Source organism: Persicitalea jodogahamensis (assembly GCF_014651615.1).
Lineage (GTDB): Bacteria > Bacteroidota > Bacteroidia > Cytophagales > Spirosomataceae > Persicitalea > Persicitalea jodogahamensis.
Genome location: NZ_BMXF01000002.1, coordinates 985,233 through 1,010,572, shown reverse-complemented (window position 1 = coordinate 1,010,572; position 25,340 = coordinate 985,233). Strand labels below are relative to the sequence as shown.

At 50.7% G+C, this 25,340-nt stretch carries 27 protein-coding genes; 14 read left to right on the top strand and 13 right to left on the bottom strand.

Annotated features, from left to right (window positions below; translation table 11 throughout):
* Position 1: 1 nt before the first annotated feature.
* The 3 genes from IE117_RS14460 to IE117_RS14450 form a co-directional block, all read right to left on the bottom strand.
* Positions 2 to 796: an ABC transporter ATP-binding protein gene (locus IE117_RS14460; protein WP_189565141.1), complete on the bottom strand. Its 795-nt coding sequence runs from the start codon at positions 794 to 796 to the stop codon at positions 2 to 4.
* A complete protein-coding gene (locus IE117_RS14455; protein WP_189565140.1) occupies positions 796 to 1,581 on the bottom strand; it encodes an MlaE family ABC transporter permease in 786 nt (261 codons plus the stop codon). The genes IE117_RS14460 and IE117_RS14455 overlap by 1 nt, the downstream gene beginning before the upstream one ends.
* A gap of 86 nt (positions 1,582 to 1,667) precedes the next feature.
* Positions 1,668 to 2,585 (bottom strand): sugar phosphate isomerase/epimerase family protein, encoded by a 918-nt coding sequence (locus IE117_RS14450; RefSeq protein WP_189565139.1) that lies wholly within the window; start codon positions 2,583 to 2,585, stop codon positions 1,668 to 1,670.
* A 170-nt stretch (positions 2,586 to 2,755) separates the two neighbouring features.
* On the opposite strand from IE117_RS14450, the gene IE117_RS14445 reads away from it, so the two are divergent.
* From IE117_RS14445 to IE117_RS14430, 4 genes are all read left to right on the top strand, one after another.
* The gene (locus IE117_RS14445; protein ID WP_189565138.1) at positions 2,756 to 4,387 is read left to right on the top strand and encodes a DUF1800 domain-containing protein; all 1,632 of its coding nucleotides are present in this window, start codon (positions 2,756 to 2,758) and stop codon (positions 4,385 to 4,387) included.
* Between the two features lie 84 nt (positions 4,388 to 4,471).
* Positions 4,472 to 6,013, top strand: coding sequence for a DUF1501 domain-containing protein (locus IE117_RS14440; RefSeq protein WP_189565137.1), 1,542 nt, complete (start codon positions 4,472 to 4,474; stop codon positions 6,011 to 6,013).
* Positions 6,014 to 6,078: 65 nt separating this feature from the next.
* Positions 6,079 to 6,645: a 1-acyl-sn-glycerol-3-phosphate acyltransferase gene (locus IE117_RS14435; RefSeq protein ID WP_189565136.1), complete on the top strand. Its 567-nt coding sequence runs from the start codon at positions 6,079 to 6,081 to the stop codon at positions 6,643 to 6,645.
* 272 nt (positions 6,646 to 6,917) lie between these two features.
* Positions 6,918 to 7,922 carry a rod shape-determining protein gene (locus tag IE117_RS14430; protein ID WP_189565135.1) on the top strand — a complete coding sequence of 335 codons (1,005 nt, stop codon included), beginning with the start codon at positions 6,918 to 6,920 and terminating at the stop codon, positions 7,920 to 7,922.
* A gap of 42 nt (positions 7,923 to 7,964) precedes the next feature.
* Here IE117_RS14430 and IE117_RS14425 read toward each other — a convergent pair whose 3' ends face one another.
* The 5 genes from IE117_RS14425 to IE117_RS14405 form a co-directional block, all read right to left on the bottom strand.
* Entirely contained in the window at positions 7,965 to 8,387 is a 423-nt protein-coding gene (locus tag IE117_RS14425) for a DUF3995 domain-containing protein (protein WP_189565134.1), read from the bottom strand.
* Positions 8,388 to 8,454: 67 nt separating this feature from the next.
* Positions 8,455 to 9,729 (bottom strand): beta-1,2-mannosidase, encoded by a 1,275-nt coding sequence (locus tag IE117_RS14420; RefSeq protein ID WP_189565133.1) that lies wholly within the window; start codon positions 9,727 to 9,729, stop codon positions 8,455 to 8,457.
* Entirely contained in the window at positions 9,726 to 10,772 is a 1,047-nt protein-coding gene (locus tag IE117_RS14415; protein WP_189565132.1) for a bifunctional heptose 7-phosphate kinase/heptose 1-phosphate adenyltransferase, read from the bottom strand. Before IE117_RS14415 ends, IE117_RS14420 begins: the two co-directional genes overlap by 4 nt.
* Positions 10,773 to 10,931: 159 nt before the next feature.
* Positions 10,932 to 11,339, bottom strand: a complete 408-nt coding sequence (locus tag IE117_RS14410) for a peptidase associated/transthyretin-like domain-containing protein (protein WP_189565131.1) — start codon at positions 11,337 to 11,339, stop codon at positions 10,932 to 10,934.
* A 132-nt stretch (positions 11,340 to 11,471) separates the two neighbouring features.
* A complete protein-coding gene (locus IE117_RS14405; RefSeq protein ID WP_189565130.1) occupies positions 11,472 to 12,404 on the bottom strand; it encodes an RraA family protein in 933 nt (310 codons plus the stop codon).
* 123 nt (positions 12,405 to 12,527) lie between these two features.
* Between IE117_RS14405 and IE117_RS14400 the strand changes: the two genes are divergently transcribed.
* Complete coding sequence (locus tag IE117_RS14400) at positions 12,528 to 14,021, top strand: mandelate racemase/muconate lactonizing enzyme family protein (RefSeq protein WP_189565129.1); 1,494 nt, start codon at positions 12,528 to 12,530, stop codon at positions 14,019 to 14,021.
* Positions 14,022 to 14,142: 121 nt separating this feature from the next.
* Here the strand turns inward: IE117_RS14400 and IE117_RS14395 are convergent, their stop codons facing one another.
* A complete protein-coding gene (locus IE117_RS14395) occupies positions 14,143 to 14,922 on the bottom strand; it encodes an L-fucose dehydrogenase (protein WP_189565128.1) in 780 nt (259 codons plus the stop codon).
* Between the two features lie 89 nt (positions 14,923 to 15,011).
* Entirely contained in the window at positions 15,012 to 15,449 is a 438-nt protein-coding gene (locus IE117_RS14390) for an SRPBCC family protein (RefSeq protein ID WP_189565127.1), read from the bottom strand.
* 132 nt (positions 15,450 to 15,581) lie between these two features.
* Between IE117_RS14390 and IE117_RS14385 the strand changes: the two genes are divergently transcribed.
* The 6 genes from IE117_RS14385 to IE117_RS14360 all read left to right on the top strand — a co-directional run bounded on the left by IE117_RS14385 (position 15,582) and on the right by IE117_RS14360 (position 19,619).
* Positions 15,582 to 15,941: an ArsC family reductase gene (locus tag IE117_RS14385; protein ID WP_189565126.1), complete on the top strand. Its 360-nt coding sequence runs from the start codon at positions 15,582 to 15,584 to the stop codon at positions 15,939 to 15,941.
* A gap of 41 nt (positions 15,942 to 15,982) precedes the next feature.
* On the top strand, positions 15,983 to 16,831 hold the full coding sequence (locus IE117_RS14380; protein ID WP_189565125.1) for an ion transporter: 849 nt from the start codon (positions 15,983 to 15,985) through the stop codon (positions 16,829 to 16,831).
* A gap of 45 nt (positions 16,832 to 16,876) precedes the next feature.
* Positions 16,877 to 17,848 carry a glycosyl hydrolase family 18 protein gene (locus tag IE117_RS14375; protein WP_189565124.1) on the top strand — a complete coding sequence of 324 codons (972 nt, stop codon included), beginning with the start codon at positions 16,877 to 16,879 and terminating at the stop codon, positions 17,846 to 17,848.
* A gap of 93 nt (positions 17,849 to 17,941) precedes the next feature.
* The gene (locus IE117_RS14370; protein ID WP_189565123.1) at positions 17,942 to 18,484 is read left to right on the top strand and encodes a dihydrofolate reductase family protein; all 543 of its coding nucleotides are present in this window, start codon (positions 17,942 to 17,944) and stop codon (positions 18,482 to 18,484) included.
* A 299-nt stretch (positions 18,485 to 18,783) separates the two neighbouring features.
* A complete protein-coding gene (locus tag IE117_RS14365) occupies positions 18,784 to 19,245 on the top strand; it encodes a nuclear transport factor 2 family protein (protein ID WP_189565122.1) in 462 nt (153 codons plus the stop codon).
* 17 nt (positions 19,246 to 19,262) lie between these two features.
* Positions 19,263 to 19,619: a DUF4180 domain-containing protein gene (locus IE117_RS14360; RefSeq protein ID WP_189565121.1), complete on the top strand. Its 357-nt coding sequence runs from the start codon at positions 19,263 to 19,265 to the stop codon at positions 19,617 to 19,619.
* On the opposite strand, the gene IE117_RS14355 is transcribed toward IE117_RS14360, so the two are convergent.
* Together IE117_RS14355 and IE117_RS14350 are read right to left on the bottom strand one after the other, a co-directional pair.
* On the bottom strand, positions 19,614 to 20,216 hold the full coding sequence (locus IE117_RS14355) for an HD domain-containing protein (RefSeq protein WP_189565120.1): 603 nt from the start codon (positions 20,214 to 20,216) through the stop codon (positions 19,614 to 19,616). The two genes, IE117_RS14360 and IE117_RS14355, sit on opposite strands and share 6 nt — an antisense overlap.
* A 101-nt stretch (positions 20,217 to 20,317) precedes the next feature.
* Positions 20,318 to 22,003 carry a lamin tail domain-containing protein gene (locus IE117_RS14350; protein ID WP_189565119.1) on the bottom strand — a complete coding sequence of 562 codons (1,686 nt, stop codon included), beginning with the start codon at positions 22,001 to 22,003 and terminating at the stop codon, positions 20,318 to 20,320.
* Between the two features lie 188 nt (positions 22,004 to 22,191).
* Between IE117_RS14350 and IE117_RS14345 the strand changes: the two genes are divergently transcribed.
* From IE117_RS14345 to IE117_RS14335, 3 genes are all read left to right on the top strand, one after another.
* A complete protein-coding gene (locus tag IE117_RS14345) occupies positions 22,192 to 23,127 on the top strand; it encodes a D-2-hydroxyacid dehydrogenase (RefSeq protein ID WP_189565118.1) in 936 nt (311 codons plus the stop codon).
* Positions 23,128 to 23,175: 48 nt separating this feature from the next.
* Positions 23,176 to 23,793 (top strand): hypothetical protein, encoded by a 618-nt coding sequence (locus IE117_RS14340; protein ID WP_189565117.1) that lies wholly within the window; start codon positions 23,176 to 23,178, stop codon positions 23,791 to 23,793.
* Between the two features lie 132 nt (positions 23,794 to 23,925).
* The gene (locus IE117_RS14335) at positions 23,926 to 24,456 is read left to right on the top strand and encodes a DUF421 domain-containing protein (protein ID WP_189565116.1); all 531 of its coding nucleotides are present in this window, start codon (positions 23,926 to 23,928) and stop codon (positions 24,454 to 24,456) included.
* A gap of 9 nt (positions 24,457 to 24,465) precedes the next feature.
* On the opposite strand, the gene IE117_RS14330 is transcribed toward IE117_RS14335, so the two are convergent.
* A complete protein-coding gene (locus IE117_RS14330) occupies positions 24,466 to 25,338 on the bottom strand; it encodes an SDR family oxidoreductase (protein ID WP_189565115.1) in 873 nt (290 codons plus the stop codon).
* Positions 25,339 to 25,340: the final 2 nt, after the last annotated feature.

Genomic DNA, 25,340 nt, shown 5'->3' with positions numbered 1-25,340 from the left:
CCTACACTTGATTCTCCGTGAAATTGTAATCGTAAAAGCTCTTTATTCGCTCGTCGTCGCTGCTAAACACTTCTTCGAAAGTACCCTGCTGCACGAACTTTCCGTCCAGCAGCATTGCCAGGCGGTCGCCCGTCATTTTGGCGCAGGTCAGGTCGTGGGTGATCAGGATCGAGCTGGTGTTGTACTTCTCTTTCACCTCGTTGATGAGCTGATTGATTTCGATGCAGGTAGTTGGGTCGAGTCCGGCGGTGGGTTCATCGTAAAGCATGATTTCAGGATTCATGATCAGGGTGCGGGCGATGCCGATCCGCTTGCGCTGCCCGCCTGAGAGTTCTGCCGGTGACTGGTTAATGGCCGACAGCAGTCCAACAGATTCCAGTACTTCCTCTACGGAACTGTTAATTTCCTTGCGGCTAAGGTTACTGACATTTCGTACCAGCGGGAATTCCAGGTTCTCGCGTACCGTCATACTGTCGTAAAGTGCGCTATTCTGGAAAGAAAAGCCTATGCGTTTGCGCAGTTCCCGCAGTTCTTTCTCATCGAGGTCGCCTACTTCCTGGCCCAGTACTTTCACGCTGCCCCGATCGGGTTTCAGGAGACCCGAGATAATTTTGATCAATACTGATTTACCCGTTCCTGAACGGCCCAACACTACCACGTTCTGGCCTTTTTCTACTTCCAGATTCACGCCGCGCAGTACGTGCAAATCACCAAATGACTTATACAGATCCCGGATGGAAATAACATTTCCGCCCTCAAAGCCCGACACAGTTTCTATTTCAGGATTGGATTTCATTATCTAAACCAGTTGGTTACCTGCACGATGGCGACTTCTTCAATAAATATAAGGAACATCGAAAGTACCACGGCAGAGTTTGCCGCCCGACCTACGCCCTGGGTACCGTTGCTGGCGTTGTAGCCTTTATAACAACCCACCATCCCGATTGTAAAACCGTAAGCGAGCGCTTTTATCAGGGCTGAGTTTATGTCCAGAAAAGTAATTTGTTCAAATGCGCTCTTGAAGAAGGCAATGATATTGGTTTCTTCGTTGAGCGTTACGTCCAGAAATGAACCCATCAGGCCGACAAAGGCACAATAAAAGGACAAAATGGGAATGCTGATGGTAGTGGCGATTACCCGCGTCACGACCAGGAATTTAAACGGATTGACGGCCGAAACTTCCATGGCGTCGATCTGCTCGGTCACGCGCATGGAGCCCAATTCTGCTCCGATGCTGGAACCTACCCGTCCGGCACTGATAAGCGATGTTATCAACGGGGCCAAGGCACGCACAATAGCAATGGAAACCAGCGAAGGAAGCCAGGAGGTAGCCCCAAATTCCATGAGCGATGGGCGCGACTGTTTGGTAAACACCATACCCGTAATGAAACCAGTCAGTGAAATCAACGGCAGGGACTTGTAGCCGATCTGGTAACACTGTTTGATAATTTCCTGAAATTCGGGACGGCCCCGGAATAATTCCCGGAAGAATTTGACGATAAAGGTCCACCCCTCGTAAAAATCGAGAAGTACTGCATCAATATTCTTGGAAATAAACGTGCCTTTAGAACTTGAACTCATGCGTATATTCGGGAGGGACTTCGGCTGGTCGTTTCGGTTTGTATTGGCTATAAAATAGTGTGCCAACCCTTTCGGGCTGGCTATGCTCAGGCATATCTTTCGCGTAGCATTTTCATCATGAACGTGTTGATGTCCCATTGATTTGCCACGGGTTGATTGGTATAAGGTACCGTGGGCAAATAATGAGGCGGCCCAAACTCTGTCAGAATGGTCAGCGGTTGTCCCTTTTTCTTCTTCTCAGCCACCACCACATCCCACCAGCCCAGGTGTGCGTCCAGCGCCTGTTTCCATTCGGGCGCTCGCGGGTCGTTGACCTGCGGGCCCTCGGCATGGCCTACCCGGGCGTGGATATGCCCGGTGCGGCTGAGGGCCAAGGCTACATTCTCAGGCTGGTTTTCCAATAAGGATTCGTGGACATTGCACCAGTGCGAAATATCGAGCGTCAGGCGTAAAGCAGGATTTTGCTCGATAAAGTTCCGGGCAATATGAGCAGCAAAGAGCATCCGACTACGGTGGGTCTCATGAAAGATCGGAATTCCGCTTCGCTCGGCAGCTTGCGTGGTGTAGTCGATAAATGCTTTGTTCTGTTGGTAGGTAAAGAAATCGCGACCACTATGGCAGTTGATATACAGGGGCTTGATGTCGCTCTGCAAAATGACCCCGTCAATGGATTTTTTGAATGAGTCCAGGTGTGTCGGGAAGTCGGTCTGGCTTCCTCCGCACAGGAAACCGAGTTCCAGATCGTGCTTTTTCAGCGCATCAACTATCGTTTCCCGAGCCTTGGCGTCGTTGTTCCACCAGAGTTCCAGGCCATCGTATCCTTCTTTTTTTACCGCCGCACAAAATTCATCTACCGTTCCCCGATAGCCCCAGTTGGTGGCCAGAATTTTGAGCGAATAGCCCGCCGCAGGGAATGGTTGTTTGGCAGGAAGGGCCATTGCCCCCAAGTAGGGCGAGATTCCGGTAGAAACAAGCGCAGTGTTTACGAAATCCCGGCGTTTCATTTGGTAGCTATTTGGAGTTTTCGGGTAAGCATCGGCACAAATCTACGAGGTTTTTGGTGATTGCTTTGAGATGCGAAGACAAATGCCGTATTTAGCCGCCTGAGCGCTGACTTCTACACACACTTACTAATGACTAATAGTAAAACGGAGTGAAGAAGTAACCCCTTTCAATGCCCAATCTTGATTTAAGAACGGAACCCCTTGACTCCCAGCAAGCGGCGCACCTGTTACGACGGGCCACATTTGGACCGACTCCTTCCGAAATTGCCGGTTTCGTTGGCCTGACGCCTTCCCAGGCTGTTCAGACATTGCTGGACAACGCCAGCTATGTTAGCAATCCTTTGCCTCCCATCGAATTCGACGAAACGAAACCCAACGCCGGTCAGACGTATCTCGACAAACCGTTCAACGGAGACCGGAATTTCTGGTTTGGCACCTACATCAAGTACTGGTGGATGGGGCAAATGGCCCGGCAGGACGTTCCTCCTTCTCTGCTCGACAAACTCACTCTCTTTTGGCAAAATCATTTTGTCACGACCCGAACCGAGGTCGACGATTACCGTTTTCTGGATCGGTACCTGCGCTTACTACGTGGCAATGCCCTGGGCAACTTTCGGTTTTTGGTGATCGCCATTACCAAAGATCCGGCGATGCTGCGCTACCTCAACGGTAATCAGAACGTAAAGGGTAGTCCAAACGAGAACTATGCCCGTGAATTGCAGGAGTTGTTCACGGTTGGCAATAAGGATTTTTCGGGTAATAATAACTATACCGAAGATGACGTAAAGGCGGCGGCCCGCGTACTTACGGGCTGGAATTACACCAATCACTATAACGAAGGCTCGACCAGCTTTGAAACCACGTTTACGCCAAACCGTCACGATACGACCGATAAAGTATTCTCGTCACACTACGCCGGTACCGTAATTACCGGAAGATCAGGGGTGACAGCGGGAGATACGGAGTTGGATGATCTGGTCACCATACTACTCGACCATCCAGAGACTCCCAGATTCATCTGCCGGAAGCTGTACCGCTGGTACGTCAATCCCAATGTTTCGCAGGAGGTCGAGGATAACGTCGTTGTACCCCTGGCTGCCTTTTTCAAAAGTCCTGCGAATAATTATGCCATTTTACCCGTAGTAAAAAAGCTGCTTTCCAGCGAAGTCTTTTATGATGAGGTAAATCGGGGAGCCATTGTAAAATCGCCCGCCGACCTGATGATTGGCTCCATTCGATTCTTTCAGCAGCCAATTCCTGACATGATGAGCGAGTATGTGGCCTATCGCAGGCTGATGGAATTTTTCCATTGGAACATGATCGACATGCAGCTCGATTTAATGGACCAATCTACCGTGTTCGGCTACGAACCCTATTATCAGCCGGGCTATTCGGCCAACTGGGTGAACACAACTACCCTCGCCCTGCGGAGTAATTTTACTGACGCCCTGATCTGGCGATGGTTCCAGGTACTGCCGGGCTACCAATTGGGAATCGATCTGTTAGCCTGGGTAACTACAATGCAGCCGAATTTTTCCGATCTGAATACCCCCGCCATTTCCTGTGAGGTAGTTTTGGATGGCTTTCTCGAAAACCTGTTCGCCACCGACCTTTTTCCAGCTCAGAAAGAATTCCTGCTCGACACCATCATGATGATGGGTTTCAGCCGCACTACCTGGCTATTCGAGTGGAATGCCTACCGCGCTGAGCCCACCAACACAGACAGACAAAATACCATTCTCTGGCGCACCCGCTCCCTCATGCGGTACCTGTTGAGGATGGCGGAGTACCACGTTTTTTAATTGTGAATGAGTGAATGATAGAGTGAGTGAATTTTAGACACATTCAATCTACCGTTTACTCATTTCTACCATTCCAAATTGATCATGAAAAGGAGGGATTTTTTAGCGGCGGCAGCCACTACGGCGGCATCATCGATGGTGTTACCCATGACTCTGGATGGGTTTGGGGTTAAGGCGCTGGGTCGGAATTCGGCGCTGGTCCGTTCGCTGATGCAAACCGCGGCTGCCTATCAGGATCGGGTACTGGTGATCGTTTACCTGAACGGCGGCAATGACGGACTGAACACCGTTATCCCCCGCGACCAGTATTCGGCATACATGAATTTGCGGAGTGAAATTGCCATTCCTGAAAACAAGGTACTTGGCCTGGAAGGCAATGACGCTACCGGGCTGCACCCCAGCATGACCGGGCTGCAGGCGCTTTATAATGAAGGCAAATTTTCCATAATTCACTCGGTATCATATCCGAATCCCAGCCAATCGCACTTTCGATCGACGGATATTTTCATGACCGCGGTGGACGCCGATCAAACCGAAAGCAGCGGTTGGGTGGGCCGTTACCTGGAAGATCGCTTTCCGGGCTACCCGACGCAGTACCCCACTGCCGAAATGGAAGATCCGCTGGCGATTCAGATCGGTTACCTGACTTCTACCACCTTGCTTGGCAGCCAGCAGTCGATGGGCATCGCCATCAACGATCCCGATAATTTCTATGAGCTGGTGAGTGCCGATTTTGAGCCAAGTACCGGCAACCTGCCCTGCTGCGACGCAGGCGAACTGATTGCCCACATCCGCAAGCAACAGGTTTTGTCTATTGGCTATGCAGCTGAGATAAAGCAAGCAGCCGATGCGGGTGCCAACCTGGCTACTTACCCCCCACAATCAGCCAAAAATACCCTGGCTGAACAATTGAAAATCGTGGCCCGACTGGTACACGGGGGACTAAAAACCAAGATTTATTTTGTTTCGCTAAACGGGTTCGACACTCACGCCGGGCAGGTGGAATACTCGGACACCACCGAAGGCAAACATGCCCAGTTGCTGGGTCAGCTTTCTACTGCCATCGCCACCTTTCAGCAGGATCTCAAACTACAAGGTATCGAGGACAAAGTGGTGGGTATGACGTTTTCGGATTTTGGCCGTCGTGCCACAGCCAACGCCTCCCAGGGTACCGACCACGGCGTGGCGGCCCCGATGTTTGTCTTTGGGAAAGCCGTCAGGCGGCAAACCGTAGGCGTAAACCCCGACCTGACCAACGGGCTTCTGCCCGTGGCCCCCATGCCCTGGGAAACCGACCGGGACATTGCCATGCAGATCGACTTCCGGCGAGTTTACACTGATATACTAAACGACTGGTTCGGAGCCCAAACTACCAAGACAGACCAACACCTTTTCGGCCATTTTGATACTATCTCGCTCTTCTCGGATGTTATCGAAACGGTCGCTTCCGGCAACTGGAACGACAATGGGGTTTGGACAGCGGGCCGCCCTCCCTTTCCCAACGAATACGTTCGTGTAAACACCGGACACACGGTGCAAGTCAGCGGCCCCATTACGGTCAGAAACATCCAGATGAACGGGAATTTGAATTTTATGGGCAACTTTGGGCTGAATATTACGGGCTGATCCTGAAATGATCGTTTTTCGATCCGACGGGCATCCAGCCCCTACGCTATAAACTATCATCCCCCATGTTTGCCTTCCTGTATAAGCTTTTCGGCTGGAAAGTGATTGGACTCCCGCCCTACAAAGTTAAAAAAGCAATATGGGTGGGCGCGCCGCATCATTCCAATTGGGATTTGGCCATCAGCCTGGGGGCACGGGCCACGATGCAGTTTGACATCAGTTTTCTGGCAAAAAAACAGATTTTTCAATGGTATTCCGGCTGGCTTTTCCGGGCCTTGGGCGGCCTTCCGGTGGATCGAAGCAAAGCCAATAACCTGGTGGATAATGTCGTGCAGATTTTCCAGGAAAATGATTCCCTTCACCTTGCTATAACGCCCGAAGGAACCCGCGACGACGTTCCCGTTTTGAAACGCGGATTCTACTATATGGCCCTCAACGCCAATGTACCCCTCATCCTGGTTGGCTTCGATTATCCCCGCAAAGCATTCGTCATTCGGGAGGCGCTTTACCTGTCGGGTGATTATCAAAAGGATATGCAGGCTTTTTATGATTTTTATCTGACTATAGAAGGTCCCCGAAAAACCTGGCTCAATAATTACGTTGAAACAGGCGAAATTCCGGATTCGCGCTGAAACTTTTAATTTCTGGATTCAAATGGTTCGTTTCTTGTCGCGAATCCGTGTATATTTGAGCCAATCAGCCAGTCATACTATTCGGATTTAGGTGCGGGAGAGAGTTTTGAGAGAGAGAAAGATGAGATTCGAAATACGGGAAAGCAGCCATCCGGCTGCCCTCTTGTTACGGCTTTGCTCTTTTCCTACCCAACTAATTTCTTTTTTTGGCTTAGCCGGGTTCATTACCCGGGCTGATATTGTGCTATTCCCCTATTTTACGACAACGACTCATGAATCACGATATAGCCATTGATTTAGGCACAGCTAATTTTTTGATTGTTCACCAAAATGAAATTGTCGTCGATCAACCCTCCGTTGTGGCGTTCGACCGCATGACCAATAAAATGCTTGCCGTGGGAAACGAAGCCATGCAAATGGAAGGCAAAACCCACGACAACATCCGTACCGTCAGACCGTTACAGGGCGGAGTAATAGCCGACTACAATGCCGCCGAAATGATGATCCGGGGCATGATGGCGATGGTCGGTTTGCGTCGCAGTTTTTTCAAACCTTTTATCCGCATGGTAGTCTGCATTCCCTCGGGGATTACAGAGGTGGAGAAACGGGCCGTGGAGGATTCGGCCGAAACGCTGGGTGCCCGACGCCTGTATCTGGTCCACGAGCCCATCGCCGCAGCGGTAGGCATTGGCCTCAATGTGGAAGAACCGGAAGGCAATATGGTGGTAGATATCGGCGGGGGTACTACCGAAATCGCCCTGATTGCATCCAGCGGCATTATCTGCAACCAATCGGTGCGCGTAGCGGGCAATACGCTTGACGCGGACATCGAGCTCTATATCCGAAATGAATACCACCTGCTGATCGGACAACCTACCGCCGAGCGCATCAAACAGAGCATAGGCGCGGCCTTGACCGACCTGCCCGAATCCCGGAGAGAATACGAGGTAAAAGGTCGCGACCTCCTGACCGGAATGCCCAAACAAATCGTCGTCACCCAGGCCGAAATCGCCCATTGCCTGGATAAGTCATTATCCAAGATCGAAGAATCGGTGATGAAACTGCTGGAAGAAATGCCCCCCGAACTGGCGGGCGATATTTTCCTGCGCGGCATGTACCTTTCAGGTGGCGGCGCACTACTGCACGGACTGGACAAGCGCTTATCGCAAAAGACCCATTTGCAGGTCCATGTGGCCGAGGACCCACTCAGGATGGTAGCCAAGGGCGCTGGACTCACGCTGAACAACATCGAACGGGCCGGGTATTTGATAAAGTGAGTGGCAGAGTACTTTACGGGTAGTTTTTTATCCTGTCAAAATTCACGTTGCTATTTGCAGGAAAAGAGCGATCAGGCCGATGCCCAGGCATAAGGGCGAAAAGTACCTGGTGTCCGATTTTCCGAATGGTGTTTGTCCTAGTTTTTTAAAAAAACCAACGTACTTGAAGTCACCGACAGCCCGCAAAATGAAAATGGCGGGAATAAGCCAGCCGCCGTACTCGAAAATCCAGTCGGGAAATGGATTAGGTATCCAATTTGTTTTAAACAGGTAAAAGAGTCCGAAAGAAACTAGTCCCAGTCCAACGACAGCACTATCGGCCTTGCGCGGATTCAGGACTCTTTCGCCGCTTGGGTTGGTTGGCAAAGTACTTGTGATACCCCATTGCCCGCCCATCGCCCAGGAAAAATGGAGTAGCCCGAGTATGAAGAAAATGACAGAAAGGAAAAGGGATAGTGCGATCATGCGGCTTATTGTAATCTTTCAGAACTGCCTCCACATTGCCTGAGCAATCTGTATTCTGACATTTCCATTACTTATTACCCTCCATCAACCGATCCAGCCGGACGATACTCTGGACCATCGCCCGCACACTGTGATAGTTGACCTTCCAGGAGTGGCTCATGTGCGTCCAGATGGACTCGCCCTGCCGCGTAAGCAGCGGCTTCCATTCGCCGACTTCGTGGGCAATCATTTTGTCGAAGACAAAGCGGTGCACGGATTCGTAGGCCCGTAGGTACTTTTCGTCGTCATAAATCCGGTAGGCATCCAGCATGCCGATGAGTACTTCGGCCTGCTGCCAGAACTCCTTTTCGCGGTCATACACTTCACCCGCGTGGGAGCCCTCCACGTACACACCGCCGTACTCCCAGTCGATGCCGTGCGCTAAGGCGTGGTCAAACGATTGATGGAGTTGTTTTTGGTAGTTATCGTAAGGAATATCAAGAATGTCAAGGGCGTGCATGAGCAACCACGCGAACTCCACATTATGCCCGTAGGAGGTATTGTCCTCGGCGGCGCTTTTCTGCCCGTCCTCGCTGAAACGATCCCAGCCCCAAATAATATCAAACTTGATTTGGGGCGCTACGCTCCAGTCCGCCCAAAATTGCGGGATGCCGGTGCCGTATTCGGGATGCATTATTTTGTTGGTCAGCAACTCAATTATTTCCAACAACTTGCGCCGGTGAATTTCCTTGCCGCTGGCCTCGTAGAGCGTCGTGAAGGCCTCCATAAGATGCATATGCGCATCGAGCGTCTTACGATCTCCGCCCGCCGCGCCGGGGCCTTTGAGCGTCCAGTTGCGGTGAAACATTTCAAAGTACCCGCCATAGTAGGTATCCACGCCGTACTTTTGGAGCAGATCGAAGACTTTTTCGGCGTATTCCAGTCCGCGTGGGTCGCCCGTGGCGAGGGTGTATTCGGCTAGTGAATAGATGGCAAAACTGTGGCCATAAACTATTTTTTCGTCGATTTTCACTTCTCCCTTTCTGTTCATCAGCCAAAAGAAGCCGCCATTTTCTTCATCCCACATTTTGTCCAATAAGAAATCGACTCCGTGCCGGGCGATGTCGGCGAAGCGGCCATCGCCATAACCAGCGCGATGGGCCGAGGAAAAAGTATAGACGGTCCGGGACTGGGCAATCAGCGATTTTTCATCTTCGCCAGAGTCTTTACCATCTTTGTCAAAGTGAGTGAGGTAGCCACCATTTTCATGGTCTACGCAGCGGCTTTCCCAGAAAGGGAGTAGTTCTTTGGTAAGGTGATGAAATACTTCCTGACGGTATTCAGCGAGTACTTTCGTATTCAATTTTGAATGAGAGATTGAGTGAATAATTCGCTATTTACAAACAAGGTACTTTGTCCTATTCTTACAACTTCTTCTGGAGTGGCGGTTCCGGTTTGATTTTTTTTCTGGACGGTGACCGCGGCAGCAAAGTTGGCCAGTTTTAGTGCATCTTCAATCGAAACTTTGGCTCCCGCACTGGCGGCAAAAGCCGCGACGGCCGTATCGCCCGCACCGACCGTATCAAGTTCGCCTTCCAGCCGAAGCGCTTCGCTATGCTGAGTCACTTTTTCCGAAACGTGATACATGCCGTGTTCGCCATGCGTGATAAGTACGGGACCGTCGATGATTTGGGCTAGTTGCCTGCCGTAACGGCTGCATTCTTCCGCATTCCAGTTCTCGTAACCTTCCAATTGGAGAAGACGAGCTAGTTCCTCTGTATTTACTTTTAAAGTGACTCCCCGCAGCGCCAGGCCAAAGGTTCGCATATCGGCCAGAACAAAAACGGAAGGGTACTTTACAATCAATTTATTAAGTAGCACGACGCGGCCCCCGGTCAACAGCGGGGCGGGAAACTGCTGGTTGATAATCAGCACGTCGAGGTCAGCCATCTGAGATTCCAGACTCATCAGGATCTCTTCGAAATTTTCATCGCTCAGGCAATTGTGGGTTCCGAAATCGAGCCGGTTCAGCTCCACATTTTTTTGCAGAGGTTTGGTATACACACAGGTATCCCACCCCTCGCCCGGCATACTGATTCCGGCAGTATCCACATCCAGTTTTTGCAACAAATCAAGCATTTCCCGGCCGTACACATCGCGCCCCACCGCCCCAAAAACTTTAATAAATCCCACGCCCAATGCAGCCAAATTTTGTACCACGTTCCCTGCGGCCCCCAACGAAGTACGTGGCCGGCTGCCCCACCATACCTCCTGCCCGGTTTCCAGGGAAATCTCACCCGTGTTTTTTATCAAGTCAAAATAAAAATCCACAGCAAAGTCACCAATCACGCCTACGCGGAGGGGGGCTATTTTCTCAAAAATAAGTTCGAATTCGGGTAATTCCATATGAATTAGAGATGACTCCGGGTCTTGAAAAGCTTCACAATTGATTTTTTTATTCCAGTCTTTTGTGTCTTTGTCACTTTGTCCCTCAAAACAAAACCGCGGATTACACTGGTTAGCACCAATAGCCTGAGTGAGGTTATCATCTTCATAATCAAATGATTAGAGCTTCCTGACTTGAAGGTTTACAGTCTTATTCGTGCCGTAGTCGCTCGATCGAATAACAAAAGATCCTAAAATCTCATATTGACCGTCACGTTCGATGTACGGGATGTATTTGGTGCCGGTTGCAGGTACGAACTCAATAAAGTCAGTGCCACTCGGCACGACATGAGACAGCCTGTACTCGCCGTTGCGGTCGGTTTCCGTTCGTACATCGAAGGTCGGTATTGGTGAGACGCCTTTCTTTTTAATTCCGCCAAGGGTCAGCTCTATTCCCATTACGGGCATTCCGTTTTCATCCACCACTTTGCCCATGACCACCGTGGGCGCACTTGGGAATTTGCTATTGCAGGCGGCCAGCCCAGCGGGCAGCAGGCCCAGCAGACGGAGCACTTCTCTTCGTTTCATGGTTGGTTGGAAAAAGCTGGAAATCTGGATAAATATACGTTAGTGATCAAAAGGTTGTGGGAACACAGTGTACAGAGGCTGCTTTCGCCCACGATACGCGGCATGCCGCGTATCTACTGATTTAACACTATCCTACCACGTCCTTCCCTTCAAAAACTCATCCAACTGCTGACTGGTCATGGGCGCTTCTTTGGGGTTGTCTTTGACCCATTTCAAAAAGTCAGCCTTGATCGTGTCGTTCCATCGGGTGTCTATTTCTCCGGGCGTGTACTTCCCCTCCCGGAGGCGCATATGGCCAAATTTATCTTTCAGGGCAACAAACTCCGAATTGATCACCACTTTTTCGGCGAGGTGGGCGGGAATAAAGACGATGCCTTCTTCCTTGGCCAAAATCAAATCGCCGGGTAGTACCGTTGCCCGACCAATCCGGGTGGGGCAGTTGATGCAGCCTACTACCATACCCTGAATGTAGGACGGATCATAGCCACGTACCCAGGCATTGAAGCCTTCGATGGCTTTCAGCCCTTCCAGGTCGCGCACCGAGCCGTCGAAAATAACGCCGTTTTTGGATTTGGCGTAAATCGAATTGCCCAGGTTGTCGCCGATCAAAGTACCATCCTGAATCTTGCCAAATCCATCGGCAATATATATGTCGCCTTCGGTGAGCATATCGATGGGCCATGAGTTGGTTGCCCCGCTGCGCTTCTCTTTTTTCCCCTGTTCCTTAATAGCATTTTCCATGTCAGGGCGTGAGGGCATATACGTCACTGTCAGAGCGCGGCCGGCCATTGGTTGCTCGGGACGCATGATCTTCCAGTCACCCACAAACTGGTTGTGGTAGCCTTCGTTTCGCAATACACCCCAGGCTTCTTCCAGCGAAATGTTGCGGGCGCGGCGCACGAGGTCGTCCGATACGCGCGGGCGGCCATCGGCCGAGCGCTCGCCCTTCCAGTCGGGCGAGTAAGCGGCAATATCTTCTTTGGTTGCCTGAACCGACTGAGCCGATGCACTTTGCGACAGCGAAAAAATGCCAATTAGGGAAAAGAGTAGGAATAATCGTTTCATGTTCTTTATGGATTTAGGTTGCAGGTAGTAAAAAGCAAAACATCGCTCTTTTTACTTACTGAATCCGTTCCACTCTTTTCAAGTCTCCTGTTCTATTCCTACACTCGTTTAAAATTTTGAAAAATGAAAAAGCATTTACAAAATCTGCTCAATAATCTGCCAGCCAGGAAAGAGGCAGGCTCCGAACTGGCAGGAATTAATGCGTCGCTGCGCACCGGTGGCCGTGGTGATGGCCGTCGTGATTTTTTTCGCAAAGCCGCATTGGGTGGATTAACGCTCGGCATGGCCTTCGATGGCAAGGTGGATCAGGAAATGGAGTTTATCTCCCAAAAAGTAAAGCGTGACTCCAAACCCTCGGACCTGAAAATCACCGATATGCGCATCGCTACCGTGGTGGGAGCACCTATGACTTGTCCGATCATTCGCATCGACACCAATCAGGGCTTGGTTGGTTGGGGCGAGGTACGCGACGGGGCCAGTCCGAAGTACGCACTGATGCTCAAAAGTCGTCTGCTGGGCGAGAATCCCTGTAACGTCGAGAAGCTTTTTAAGAAAATCAAGCAATTCGGCACCCACAGCCGGGGCGCAGGCGGCGTCTGCGGCGTAGAAATGGCCCTTTGGGATTTGGCAGGAAAAGCCTATAACGTACCGGCCTACCAGTTGCTGGGCGGTAAGTTCCGCGACGATGTCCGGATCTACGCCGACACCCCGGAGGTAAAGACGCCCGCTGACTTTGCTATAAAAATGAAGAAGGAGCGGATGGATAAAGGCTATACGTTCCTGAAAATGGATTTCGGCATTCAGCTGGTAGCCGACATGCCCGGCGCACTCATCGGGGCAAAAGACTGGCTTGTAAAAAAACAGTGGAGCGATGGTAGTAATCGGGGCAAACTGGGCGACTACGGTATGACCAAACACCCTTTTACGTCCGTACAAATCACCGATAAGGGTCTGGAAGCTATGGTGGAATTTGTGTCGAATGTCCGCGACGCGGTGGGTTATGAGATTCCCCTGGCCGCCGACCATTTCGGACACTTCGATGTCAACACGGCCATCCGCCTTGGCAACGCGATTGAGAAATACCAGCTCGCCTGGATGGAGGACCTGATTCCCTGGAACTACACAGACAAGTGGCGGCAGATTACCGACGCCATAAATACACCCACGCTCACCGGTGAGGATATTTTCCTCAAAGAAGAGTTCATCAAGCTCATCGATGCCCACGCCGTGGACATGATCCACCCTGACCTGGCAAGTTCGGGCGGTCTGCTGGAAACCAAGAAAATCGGTGACTACGCCGAAGAACATGGCGTGCCGATGGCGATGCACTTTGCCGGGACGCCCGTGGCCTTTATGGCCAACGTTCACTGTGCCGCGGCTACCGAAAACTTTATCGCTTTGGAACACCACTCGGTGGATATCCCATGGTGGGAGAGCATGGTCAAATCGACCCAGCCACTGGTAGTTAATGGATTTGCTCCCGTTCCCGATGCGCCCGGTTTGGGCATCGAGGTGGTGGAAGAAGTAGTGAAGCAGCACCTGAAACCCGGTACGCAGCTTTTCGCCCCCACCGACGAATGGAACACCAAAGATTCGTGGGACCGGGAGTGGAGCTAAGGATCAATGTGGAATTTGTGAATGTCGGAACGTCGGAATGTCGGAATAAAAATTGAGTTCACATCTCTGAGTTCCGAGGCTAATATTCCGACATTCCCTAATTCACTCATTTCGACATTGCTTAGATCGCCCGGTCCAGGTGCACGTACCCACCGTCGACATGAATCAACTGCCCGGTGGTGTGACTGGAACGTGGTGAAAGCAGAAAAGCTACCATGTTCGCGATTTCTTCGGCAGTCGTCATGCGGTTTTCCAGCGGAATTCTGGCTGTGATTTCGTCCAGCTTTCCCTCAGGATCAGGCAGCGTTTTTATCCAGTCGGCGTACATGGGGGTGAAGCACTCGGCCACGATCACGGCATTGACGCGGATGCTGTACGGTAGCAATTCCACAGCCCATTCGCGGGTGAGGGCGTTGCGCCCTCCGTTGGCGGCGGCGTAAGCCGAAGTACCCCCCTGCCCTGTTTCGGCGGTTTTTGAACCTATGTTCACAATCGCACCGCCCGATTTCTTCAAATAGGGCAACGCGTAATGGGCCATCAGGTAGTAGTGCACGAGGTTTTTGTGCAAAGAGGCTACGAAGGCATCATAACTACCATTCTCCAGGTTGACTCCATCATTCACCCCTGCGTTGTTGACCAGCCCCTCGATGCGGCCAAACTGCGCTGCCACGTCCGCCACGGCGTTCGCACATGCTTTGGGATCCGATAGCTCGGCTTTGACCGAATAGGCCTTCGCACCGCCTGATTTCAGCTGCTGTACCGTAGCCTCGTTGTCGGCTTCGTTTCGCCCGATGATAACGGGAATGGCTCTTTCAGCGGCCAAAACCTCACAGATTCCTTCGCCAATTCCTTTGGCTCCGCCCGTGACGATGATTACTTTATCCTGTAAGTGAAGGTTCATGTTGCTTTGGTTGTTGGATAGATTACCTACCAAAGCAAAGGAAAGTACTTTTCTAACAGAAAAAGTGGGCCGCACCCATATTCACACTTTCAGGAAAATATCTTCTTATAAATCGGCCCGCGATAGGCAAACTGCGCCCACATGACCGGGTACATGAGATAATCAAGGAGAAGGAATGGAGTTCGGTACTCGATCTCATCGGCGATAATGGTGCCGCCCGACGGGTCACGAATCAACCGATGTTTGTGTCGCCAGAAGGACAGGAAAAAGGGTAGTTTTACTCCTTTATCGATGAAATAGATTTCCTGTTCTGTTTCGCGCTGCTCGACAATGTGGCTCACCCACTTTTGCCTGAAAAAAATAAAATTCAGTTCCAGCGAAACTACATCACCTTCGTTGCTGCCATCGAAGCGCGCTAGTTTGACAGGCGGAAAAGGAGGACTAAGCTTCTCGAAAAGCGATTCATCGAAACCCTGCCAAACGGCAGAAAGGGAAGCACTGACTTTTGTGCGGAGCGTTATTTTCATAGCTTCACAACCCGGAAGGCGTAGAATGGTTTTTTATCATCTTTACGGAAAGAACATTTTGCCAACGAAGCGGGCAGAAATACGGAAGGGCTCAATACTGAAATTCTACCATTATAACCTTTATCACTAAAATTGGATAATTTAAAACTGTACGGCATCCCAAACTGCGACACAATCAGAAAAACCCGAAAATGGCTGGATGCCAACGACGTGTCCTACGAATTTCATGACTACAAGAAAAGCGGAATTACCCGCCAAAAACTAAACGAATGGCTGGCTCAGTACCCCTGGGAGAAACTCCTCAACCGGGCCGGAACTACCTGGCGGCGGCTGTCGGAAGAAGAAAAAGCCAAAATAACCGACACTGAATCGGCGGCTGAGTTTTTGCTCCACAATACTTCGGCCATTAAACGGCCGGTATTGGAAAAAGAGGATTCAGGGATTATAGCGGTCGGTTTCGATGCCAATGTATACCAGTCCCTGTTTAGCTGAATTAGGGCTATCTTTGAATTTAGGCCAAAGTACCTGATCCTATGAACGACGAGCGCCCCATCAAAAAAGATTGGCGGTATGACCTCCACGAAATAATTTACGAAGCTGACACCAAAGCCGGAAAACTCTTTGATGTGATTCTGCTCTGGCTCATCCTTTTCAGCGTGTTGCTCGTCATGCTGGAAAGCGTCGAGCAATTGAACGACCAGTACTTTGAATTTTTCAATATTGCCGAATGGGTCGTTACCGCCCTCTTCACGATCGAGTACATCGCCCGCATTATAACCGTGAGGCGGCCTCTCAGCTATATTTTCAGCTTTTATGGACTGATCGACTTCCTGTCTACTATTCCCAAATACATTTCCCTGTTTCTCGTCGGCACGCAGGTACTTGTGGCTTTCCGGGCGCTTCGGCTGCTGAGGATTTTCCGCATTCTGAAACTGCATCATTATGTGGGTGAGTCGCAAAAGATCACCAACGCGCTCCGCGCCAGTCGTACCCGAATCCTGGTCTTTCTGTTCGCCATTCTGCTGATTTGCATCGTGCTGGGTGCGGTCATGTATCTGGTGGAAGATCATGAGAGTGGTTTTACGAGTATTCCCAAAAGCGTATATTGGGCTATCGTAACGTTAACCACCGTAGGCTATGGCGACATCGCCCCCCAGAGTGTCACCGGGCAGTTTATCGCCAGCCTGATCATGATCCTGGGCTACGCTATCATTGCCATCCCGACCGGAATTATCACCAGTGAAATGACCAAAGCCAATGCCGGCGAGCCGGCTTTAAGTACCCAGAACAGCTGTCCCAATTGTTCGGCGGAAGGTCATCTGTACAATGCCAAGTACTGCTACCGTTGCGGAACCTGGCTGAAAGATTACGAGAATGCCTAATCAATTCTAAGTACCTCATTATTAACAAAAACAATTCTATTTTTTATGAAATTCTATTTTTTCGCTTGTCTCCTGTTCACGGGTCTTGGCCTGCGGGCACAAACTACCTCCGGCAAAACGGCTAACGACTTTAAGGTGATCGGCTACTACACGCCGGGGTCCGCCGAACCGGAAAGTCTGCCGCTCAACTACCTGACTCACATCAACTACTCCTTCTCGATTCCCGCCCCAAGCGGCGATACACTGGTGCCATTGAGAGACGACAGCATCCTGAAACGCCTCGTCAAACATGCCCACGGTGGCAAGGTGCAGGTATTTATTTCCATCGGTGGCTGGGGCATCGGCGATGGCGGCGGCGAAGACGGCCGTTTCCACCGCATGGCCGAACGCGCCGAAGGCCGTAAGACATTCATTAAAAGTACCATGGATTTGGTGAAAAAGTACGATCTCGACGGCGTCGATCTTGATTGGGAATATCCCGACGAAGACAGCCAGTCCGCCGACGACTATGTAATGTTAGTCAAAGATCTGGCCGCCCAACTCCACGCTCAGAACAAACTACTCACCGCCGCTGTGGTGGCACGGGGAAAGAAAGGCTACGGCGTAAAAAAAGAAGCGTTCATGGCGATGGATTGGATCAATCTGATGGCCTACGATGGGGACTTCGGCGGCGACATCGTGAAGGCGCACTCGCCTTACGCCTACGCGCAAGAAAGCCTGAACTACTGGCTGGACGAACGTAAACTACCCGCTTCCAAAGCTGTGCTGGGTCTACCGTTTTACTCCAAACTAGGCTTCGGCAAATTCGGCCCGACCTACAAACAACTCGTCGCCGATGGCGCCAGCGCCTACGACGACTACTGGAAAGGCGCATTCTATAACGGCATCAATACCATCGAAGCCAAAGTGCGGCTGGCGAAACAAAAGGGCTGCGCCGGGGTGATGATCTGGGAAATCGGGTTGGATACGGCTGATGATACTTCACTGTTGAAGGCGATTGACCGGGCGAAGCGGTAGTTGGAATTAACCCAAGCTTAAAATGGATTTGGGCAGTGGACTTTCATGCACAAACAATACAAAATAATATAGACGAGAAAGAAACAAACGATAATGCGAAAATTATCACTTTTTATAGCGACAAGTTTAGACGGCTACATTGCAAAACCAAATGACGACCTGAGTTTTCTGAAAACAGTTGAAAAAGAAGGGGAAGATTACGGCTATTCAGAATTCATGGTAAATATCGATACCTTAATTATTGGTAGAAAAACTTATGATTATGTGTTGAAAGAAATTGGTTCTTCTCACTACGACAACGGACAACGAGATGTGTATGTAATAACAAGAACTGAAAGACCAAGTGTCGGTAGAACTACATTTTATTCAGGTGACTTGACAGAATTAGTGCAACGGCTAAAATCTGAAAAAGGAAAAAGTATTTATTGTGACGGTGGAGCAGAGATAATCAATGAACTCCTACAACACGACTTAATAGATGAATTTATAATTTCCGTTATACCTATTTTGGTGGGTAACGGGACACGACTTTTTAAAGACAAAAGACCTGAACAACAACTTGAATTTGTAAGTGCAAAATCATATGAAACAGGGCTGACACAACTTCATTACAAACGAAAAAGACAGATTGACTAACAATGACAAAGACTAATGAAAGCCGGAACCGCTAACAGCCTCTCTTCTCAAGTACACTCAATCAACAAAATATGCTTCTCAGCGTTTGACTTTACTCTCTGGCTTGGGAAGTGACATTTGGAAAAGCCCCAAGGCCATTGATAAATGTATTGACAATGATAGGCAACGGCAATTCAGAACGTGTTATCAAAAGTCGTCTGTCTGGACACTGGCCCTCTCATTTATTTTATTGAGGGCAGCAGTACTTATTACCCCATCTTTAACCAGGATGTAGAAAAAAAATATCTATCACATTTACCATGAAGCTACCCTTACTTGTCTTATCTACGTTTTTCACTTTCCTCACCGTTCAGGAACACACATACGCCCAAAGCGAAAAGCAGGAAGTATTACAGGTAGCCCAAGCGTTTTTCGATGCTCTGGAACAGGGAGACACCACCGCTTTCCGGGCGGTGTTTTTATCCAATGCCATGATTTATACCGTACGCGAGAAAGATGGCCAGGTAGTTACGGCCAGTCGCTCCCCTTTCACCGATACGTTCCGAGCCGGGACAGCGATAAAAGAGCGAATGAAAGATGTGGGCGTGGAGGTACAGGTACACGGCAACATGGCTCAGGTGTGGGCGCCCTACAACCTCTGGGTCAACGATGTCTTTTCGCACTGCGGAGTAGATGTATTCACCCTCATTAAAACTACCCCAGGCTGGCGAATCGCGGCTTTGTCGTACACCATCGAGAAAGATGGCTGTGATCTACCCTAATGCCCGGAAATAAAAGAATGGAGATAATAACGCACACAGTAGGTAGGACGAGAATTGCCGAGGTACTTTCTGACAAAGTATTTATCCAAAGCCCGTCCGACGGATTGGATTTGCTGGCAAATCTGTACTACCAGGATTTTGATCGTATTATCATCCACGAGCAAAATATCACCCCCGACTTCTTCGATTTGAAAAATGGCCTGGCGGGCGAAATCTTGCAAAAATTCTCCAACTACCGCGTCCGTTTGGCCATCGTGGGTACTTTTGGCAAGTACCCTAAAAAAAGTATCAAAGATTTCATAGCTGAAAGCAACAGGGGAAGCATGATTAATTTCGTAAGTTCAACGGCTCTGGCCCTGGAAAAGCTTTTATAGATTAGATTTATTTTCATCTCCGCCCTTTTGCCGTAACCGCCGCAGGTGGTAGTATTTGGCGGGCTGCCGGATGGTTTGGGAGTAGGTAGTCCAATAGGTATGGCTCTCCATAAATTTTATCTGAATCTGGTTCCAGGCTTCCTCATTCTCAACCATGTTCCGTACTTTCATTTCCCGAAAAAGAGAATACGCGATAGGTTCGTAGTCAGTCCGTCCGAGGTAGTCCAGATCGGCATCAGCCAGAATCTGTTCCAGTTTATTTTTAGGTTTTTGGGGAATTTTGGTGGCCAAGATCATGCCACTGATCAACCCGATCTGCCGGGGTTCGTAGCCAAAGCGGGGCAAATATTCGTGTGCGATTCGACTGCTTTCGGCTTCGTGTCCTTTGTAGGCAGTCAGGAAACCCGCATCGTGAAACAGGGCAGCCGTGCGCAGCAGCACCAGCGTTTCTTCGTCGGTGATTCCCTCCGCATCGGCAATCCGACCCACGGCTTCGGCCACATCGAGCGTATGGTCGGTACTATGGTAGTAGAGCGTATCCGAAAGTTCGGAACATAACTTATCAAGAATGAAGGTCTCCGCTTCGGGCAAATTCATAGTAACTATAAAGTATTTGGTACGCGATTTCTATCCTCCGTCCCGAGAGTAGGGTCGGAACTTCGTCGTGACTGTTAGTATTTCACTAGCTTCTGCAATATCTACGGCTGAACTACCACCACTTTTTTCTTGAACTGCTGCGTGTTTCCCGCACTGTCAAACGAATCGATCATTATGAGGTAGTAGCCCGTGCGCACGATCTCGCCCCGGTCGTTCTGGCCTTCCCAGCGGAGAGAGCCGTCGGTGCCAATCGTCTGATTCCTGACCAAATTTCGCACCAGTCTTCCCTGCAAATCGAAAATCCTGACGCTGGCCACGCGGCCCGGCCCGTTTAGGCTGTACCGGATGGAGGCAAAGTCATCGATACCATCGCCATTGGGTGTGATGGCCTCCGGTTCGATCACAAAATCATCGTTGCTTGCTCTACCTGCGCCTTGTGAATTGGCATAGCCAGGCGTCGCGTAGCCCACGACAGCTGCCGCCGACTGCCAGTTCCTGGGATCATTGCCGGGGCGCTCAGGATAAATTCTTTCCAGCGATACACCCTTGGCGTTGGTAACCAGCGGCGATTGATCTTTTTCTTTGTACTCAAAAACATCAACCAGTTTTCCGGTGGCATCGCGCAGAGCCACACCACCGATTTCGTTGACGAATGAAGGCATGGAGGGCAGCGTCAGTAACGTTCGCGAACGCTCGGTCGGATACTGTCCGGCCAGTACTGTTGAATTGACGCTGAAAGCCATAAACTCATTGGGAGCAAGCAGCAGGTCCCTGGTGGCGATCGTTTTGAAAGATCCCGGCACTCCTGCCCTTACATTACCCAAAGACCAGTCTTTGAGACTGATAAAGTTTGGACTACGGTTGTGGATTTCGGCAAATTCCACCCCGCCCGTTCTCGGATCGAACATGATCTCGTTCAAAATCACGTCACCCGAATCGGCCGTAACCGGCAACCCGAAAACGAAAGTAGTTTCTTTCAAACGATTCCCGGCGCAGTCGGTCACGTTGCCTACCGACAACTCATAGCGTTGTCCGGCCAAGAGCGGGGCATCAGGCGTTAGTAGCGATGTGCGAAAGCCGGGCGCTTCGATGACGGACCGGCGAATGCTGCGGCCTTTTAATTCATAAATTCCGGTTTGGCTGCTCGCCAGGCTATCCAGTCGCTCGTTAAAATAGACAGTCACCTGACTTTCACCCGAAATTTCGACGCGTTCGGCCACGGGAGAGTTGCGGTCAGGGTTGGATGCCGTCACTGAGTTAGGCTTATTCGGCGTACCGCCCAACGGATCAGTGGACGGCCGCCAGTTATCGTTTTCACCGCAAGGATTGGCAACGTCAACCATTTCCAGGGCATAACCACCGTTTCTACGGTTGGAGGGCCACCAGGTATCTTTATATGCAATCGAAAAAACGAGGGTTCCTTTCGCATTACGCAACGTCAGGGTGGCTCCCGCGTTGGCCAGCGAGAAGGTCGAAAGCCCCCAAACCCGGCCAAAACGGGACAGTAGTGGAGCCGAGTTGCGGGAACAAAGAATGGCGTGGCTGCCCGGAGCCAGCACCGAGTCGGGAAGCAGTGCCGTACCCAGCCGCCAGCCTTTGGTGGACACGGGCTGAAGGCTGCGGTTGAAAATCTCAATATACTCAGCATCAGGCAGACCAACCACGGGCGTAGGGTCAGCCATGATTTCGGTAATGATGACCGAGTTGTAGCCCTGAGAGAAAGAAGTGCCAGGCCAAAGAAAACCAATGCCAAGTACTATCCATAAACTGGCTCGATTGGCTTTCAATAATGGGGGAAATATGGAAAGCATCCTGGATAAGACTTTTGATTCCGCATTCAGGTCAACGATTTACGCTCTCAATATAGCGTTTTATCAGCAAGCGCAAGGAAAATAATTTGGCCCGGTTTCCTGAAAATCTTCCTATACTTGTAAAAGAAACCCGGTAGCACTTCATGCTTCACAAACCAACAACCATGCAGATTTATATCCATACAATCCTCGACGAAGCCCTCCGGCAGCGACTGCTCGCCGGCATTCCCGACGGCCATTCGGTCGAGTTTCACGAAGAAAATGACACCGATGCGGCGGTTCGCCAAAAATTCGACCGGGGACAACTGATTCTGGGCAATCCTCCGGCCGGGTGGTTGGCCGAAAAACCAGTCGATCTCGAATTCTGGCAACTGGATTCTGCCGGTTTTGACAAATACAAAGGCCTGAAAATAAAGGGTCGTGCCGCCAACATGGGCGACTGGTTTGCCCGCCCCTGCGCCGAAACCATCGTGGCCGGACTGATGGCCCTATACCGGGGCATCGACGCGCTCACGCTTTTAAAACAAAACAAACAGTGGGTGGGGCACACTATGCGCCCCTACCTCGGCCTGATGGATGGCCGCGAAGTAGTAGTGCTTGGTGGTGGCACCATTGGCACTGCCACGCGGGAAATCCTGGAAGGTTTCCGCTGCCGCGTGAGGACAGTAGCCCGAACCGCACCCGGAGCCGAAATCCGCTCGAAAGAAGAACTACTGGCCGTGCTACCAATGGTCGACATCGTAGTGAATACCCTGCCCGGAACGGCAGATAAGTATGTAGATCGCGAAATGCTTGCCACTATGAAGTCCGGCAGCGTGTACGCCAACGTAGGGCGAGGCAACACAACCGACGAAGACGCCCTGCTGGATGCCCTGCGCAGCGATCACCTCAGCGGTGCTGTCCTGGACGTAACCGAGGTTGAGCCGCTGCCCGAAGACAGTCCGCTCTGGACCCTCCCTAACGTTATCCTGACCCAGCATACGGGCGGTGGGCAGGCCGACGAACATCTGGGAAAAGTGGATATTTTCCTGAGGAATCTGGCCAACCTGGAGACAGGGGAGGCACTGGAAAGCGAGGTTGATCTGGCAAGAGGCTATTAGAGCTATAAAGCGTACAGCTTGAAAAGTCATCGAGAAAATGCCGATCCCATGAGACGCCAGCTTTTCATCTTGTGCTTTGTTGCGGATATAGCCATGGCCCAGCAACGGCCGGGCCTTTTTTTTCGGGAAGATTTTAAAGAAACACCCGCCGAGACACCCGTGACACAGGAGCATCTTACCAATAATGACCTGGTCATGACGCTGTATGGCCCCGGGAAGGACTCAATCCGGAAAAGTCATCACGACAAGCCAGCAGATGACCCCTATTACATTTGGTCGGGAGTCTGCCAGGGTAATTGGGCCGTGGCCATTAAACACAGAACAAAGTACGTTGACCTCTCGCGTCAGGGAAAAATCAGCTGGCGATCCAAGCAGTCCGGCTATCGGCAACTCCATGTTATTCTCAAACTGGCCGACGGAACCTGGCTGGTCAGCCAGCCCCTTGATCCGGAATCCGGGGATTGGCGCGTGCGGGAATTCAACATTTCGGACATGAAATGGATGGGGCTGAATATCGAGTCTGTTATCGAAACCAAGCCCGTCGTGAACGCAGACCTGACCAAAGTGGAGGAAATCGGCTGGACAGATCTGATGAGAGGCGGCAGGTCGCCGGCAAGTTCCAGACTGGATTGGATCGAAGTGAGCGGTTTTCCGGTAGGAAAATAATTCTCAGGCTGCATTTTTCCTACATGGGTCGAACCAGAGATACAAAGCCCGGAAAGATCATTTTAGATTCCCAAGGTGGCCCAGTTGTTTTAGATGGTTTCCCGACGAAAACCTAAAACCTTCTGCCCCCTCATGGAAAAAATATTCTTCGACAATTGGACCAGCATCATTCGCATCGCCATCAATACCACGCTTGCCTACGCTGCAATAGTCATTCTGCTCAGAATGTCAGGCAAGCGAACGTTGTCCAAAATGAATGCCTTCGACTTTATAGTAACCGTTGCATTGGGGTCTTCGTTGGCCACGGTGGCCCTGAGTAAGGACATCCCGTTGCTGGACGGAGTTCTTGCTTTCGTTCTCTTTATCTCGCTGCAATATTGCCTGACCTGGCTCTCGGTTCGTGTCAAGGCAGTGAAGAAGCTTGTTACCAGCGAGCCCGTCCTGTTGTTGTATCAGGGCAAAATGCTTCGTGAAGTAATGAAAAGAGAACGGATAACCGAAGAAGAAATCAATATGGCTGTCCGGGAGAGCGGAACGTCGGACCTGCAGAATATTCATTCGATCGTTCTCGAAACAACCGGCACGATGAGTATAATCCCCGAACGGGATGCTCAGACAGCCGACGCGATGGATAATGTCAGGAAATACCCCGGCACCACATAATTCCTCTTATTACAGGCTTGACAGTACTTCCGAATTATCGCACACAAATTGTTCAAATGAAATGGGAGCGGATCCCGTGATTTTCTCCACCCAGGGAGAAAGCGGGGGTGTTTTTTGAAAGCGGGGTAGATAGTGCAGTACAGCCATGACCACGATGAGGCCCATTGAATAGCCTTCACGCCTTTTTTCCCGAAAAAACTCCCACAATGTCGGCGATTCATAATTAATCGTGCGACCCAGTCCCCGACTCAGCTTCTCCGCCATCTGACGGAACATCAGCGGTTCTTCACTCGTAAGGTCAAAGGCTTTATTGGCATATTTGTCGGGCCGAACCAGCACCTGTGCGGCAACGGCACCAATGTCGCGAACGTCGATGAGTGTGAATCTGGCATTATCAGCGGGCAGGAAAATCTGCTTTCTTTCGACCAGATCTTCGCGCAAAGTCGTTGTGAAGTTTTGCATAAAGTACGCAGGCCGCAGGAAGGTGAATGGAATTCCGCTTTCCGTAATCAGCTTCTCGATTTTGTGATGGGGAATGAACCGGTTCAGCGGCGCGCCCTGCACTGACAAAAAAACAATATGCCTGACTTCTGATGCCACCGCCTGATCAATAAGGGGCTTGAAGTACTTTCCGACATCGGTCAACCCGGGCGGGCGCAGAAGAAATAATACATCGCATTGCTTCAATGCCGCTTCGATGGTAGCAGGATCAGTAAAATCAAATTTCACAAAATCCAGATCATAATCCGCAAATTTTGCCCGGCTCTCCTCTACATTTCGTACCCCGGCCACCAGCTTGTAATTCAGCCTGAGATCATGGAGTGATTTGATCGCATCGGAGCCCACATTACCTGTGGCCCCTGTGATGAGTATTCTGTGCATAA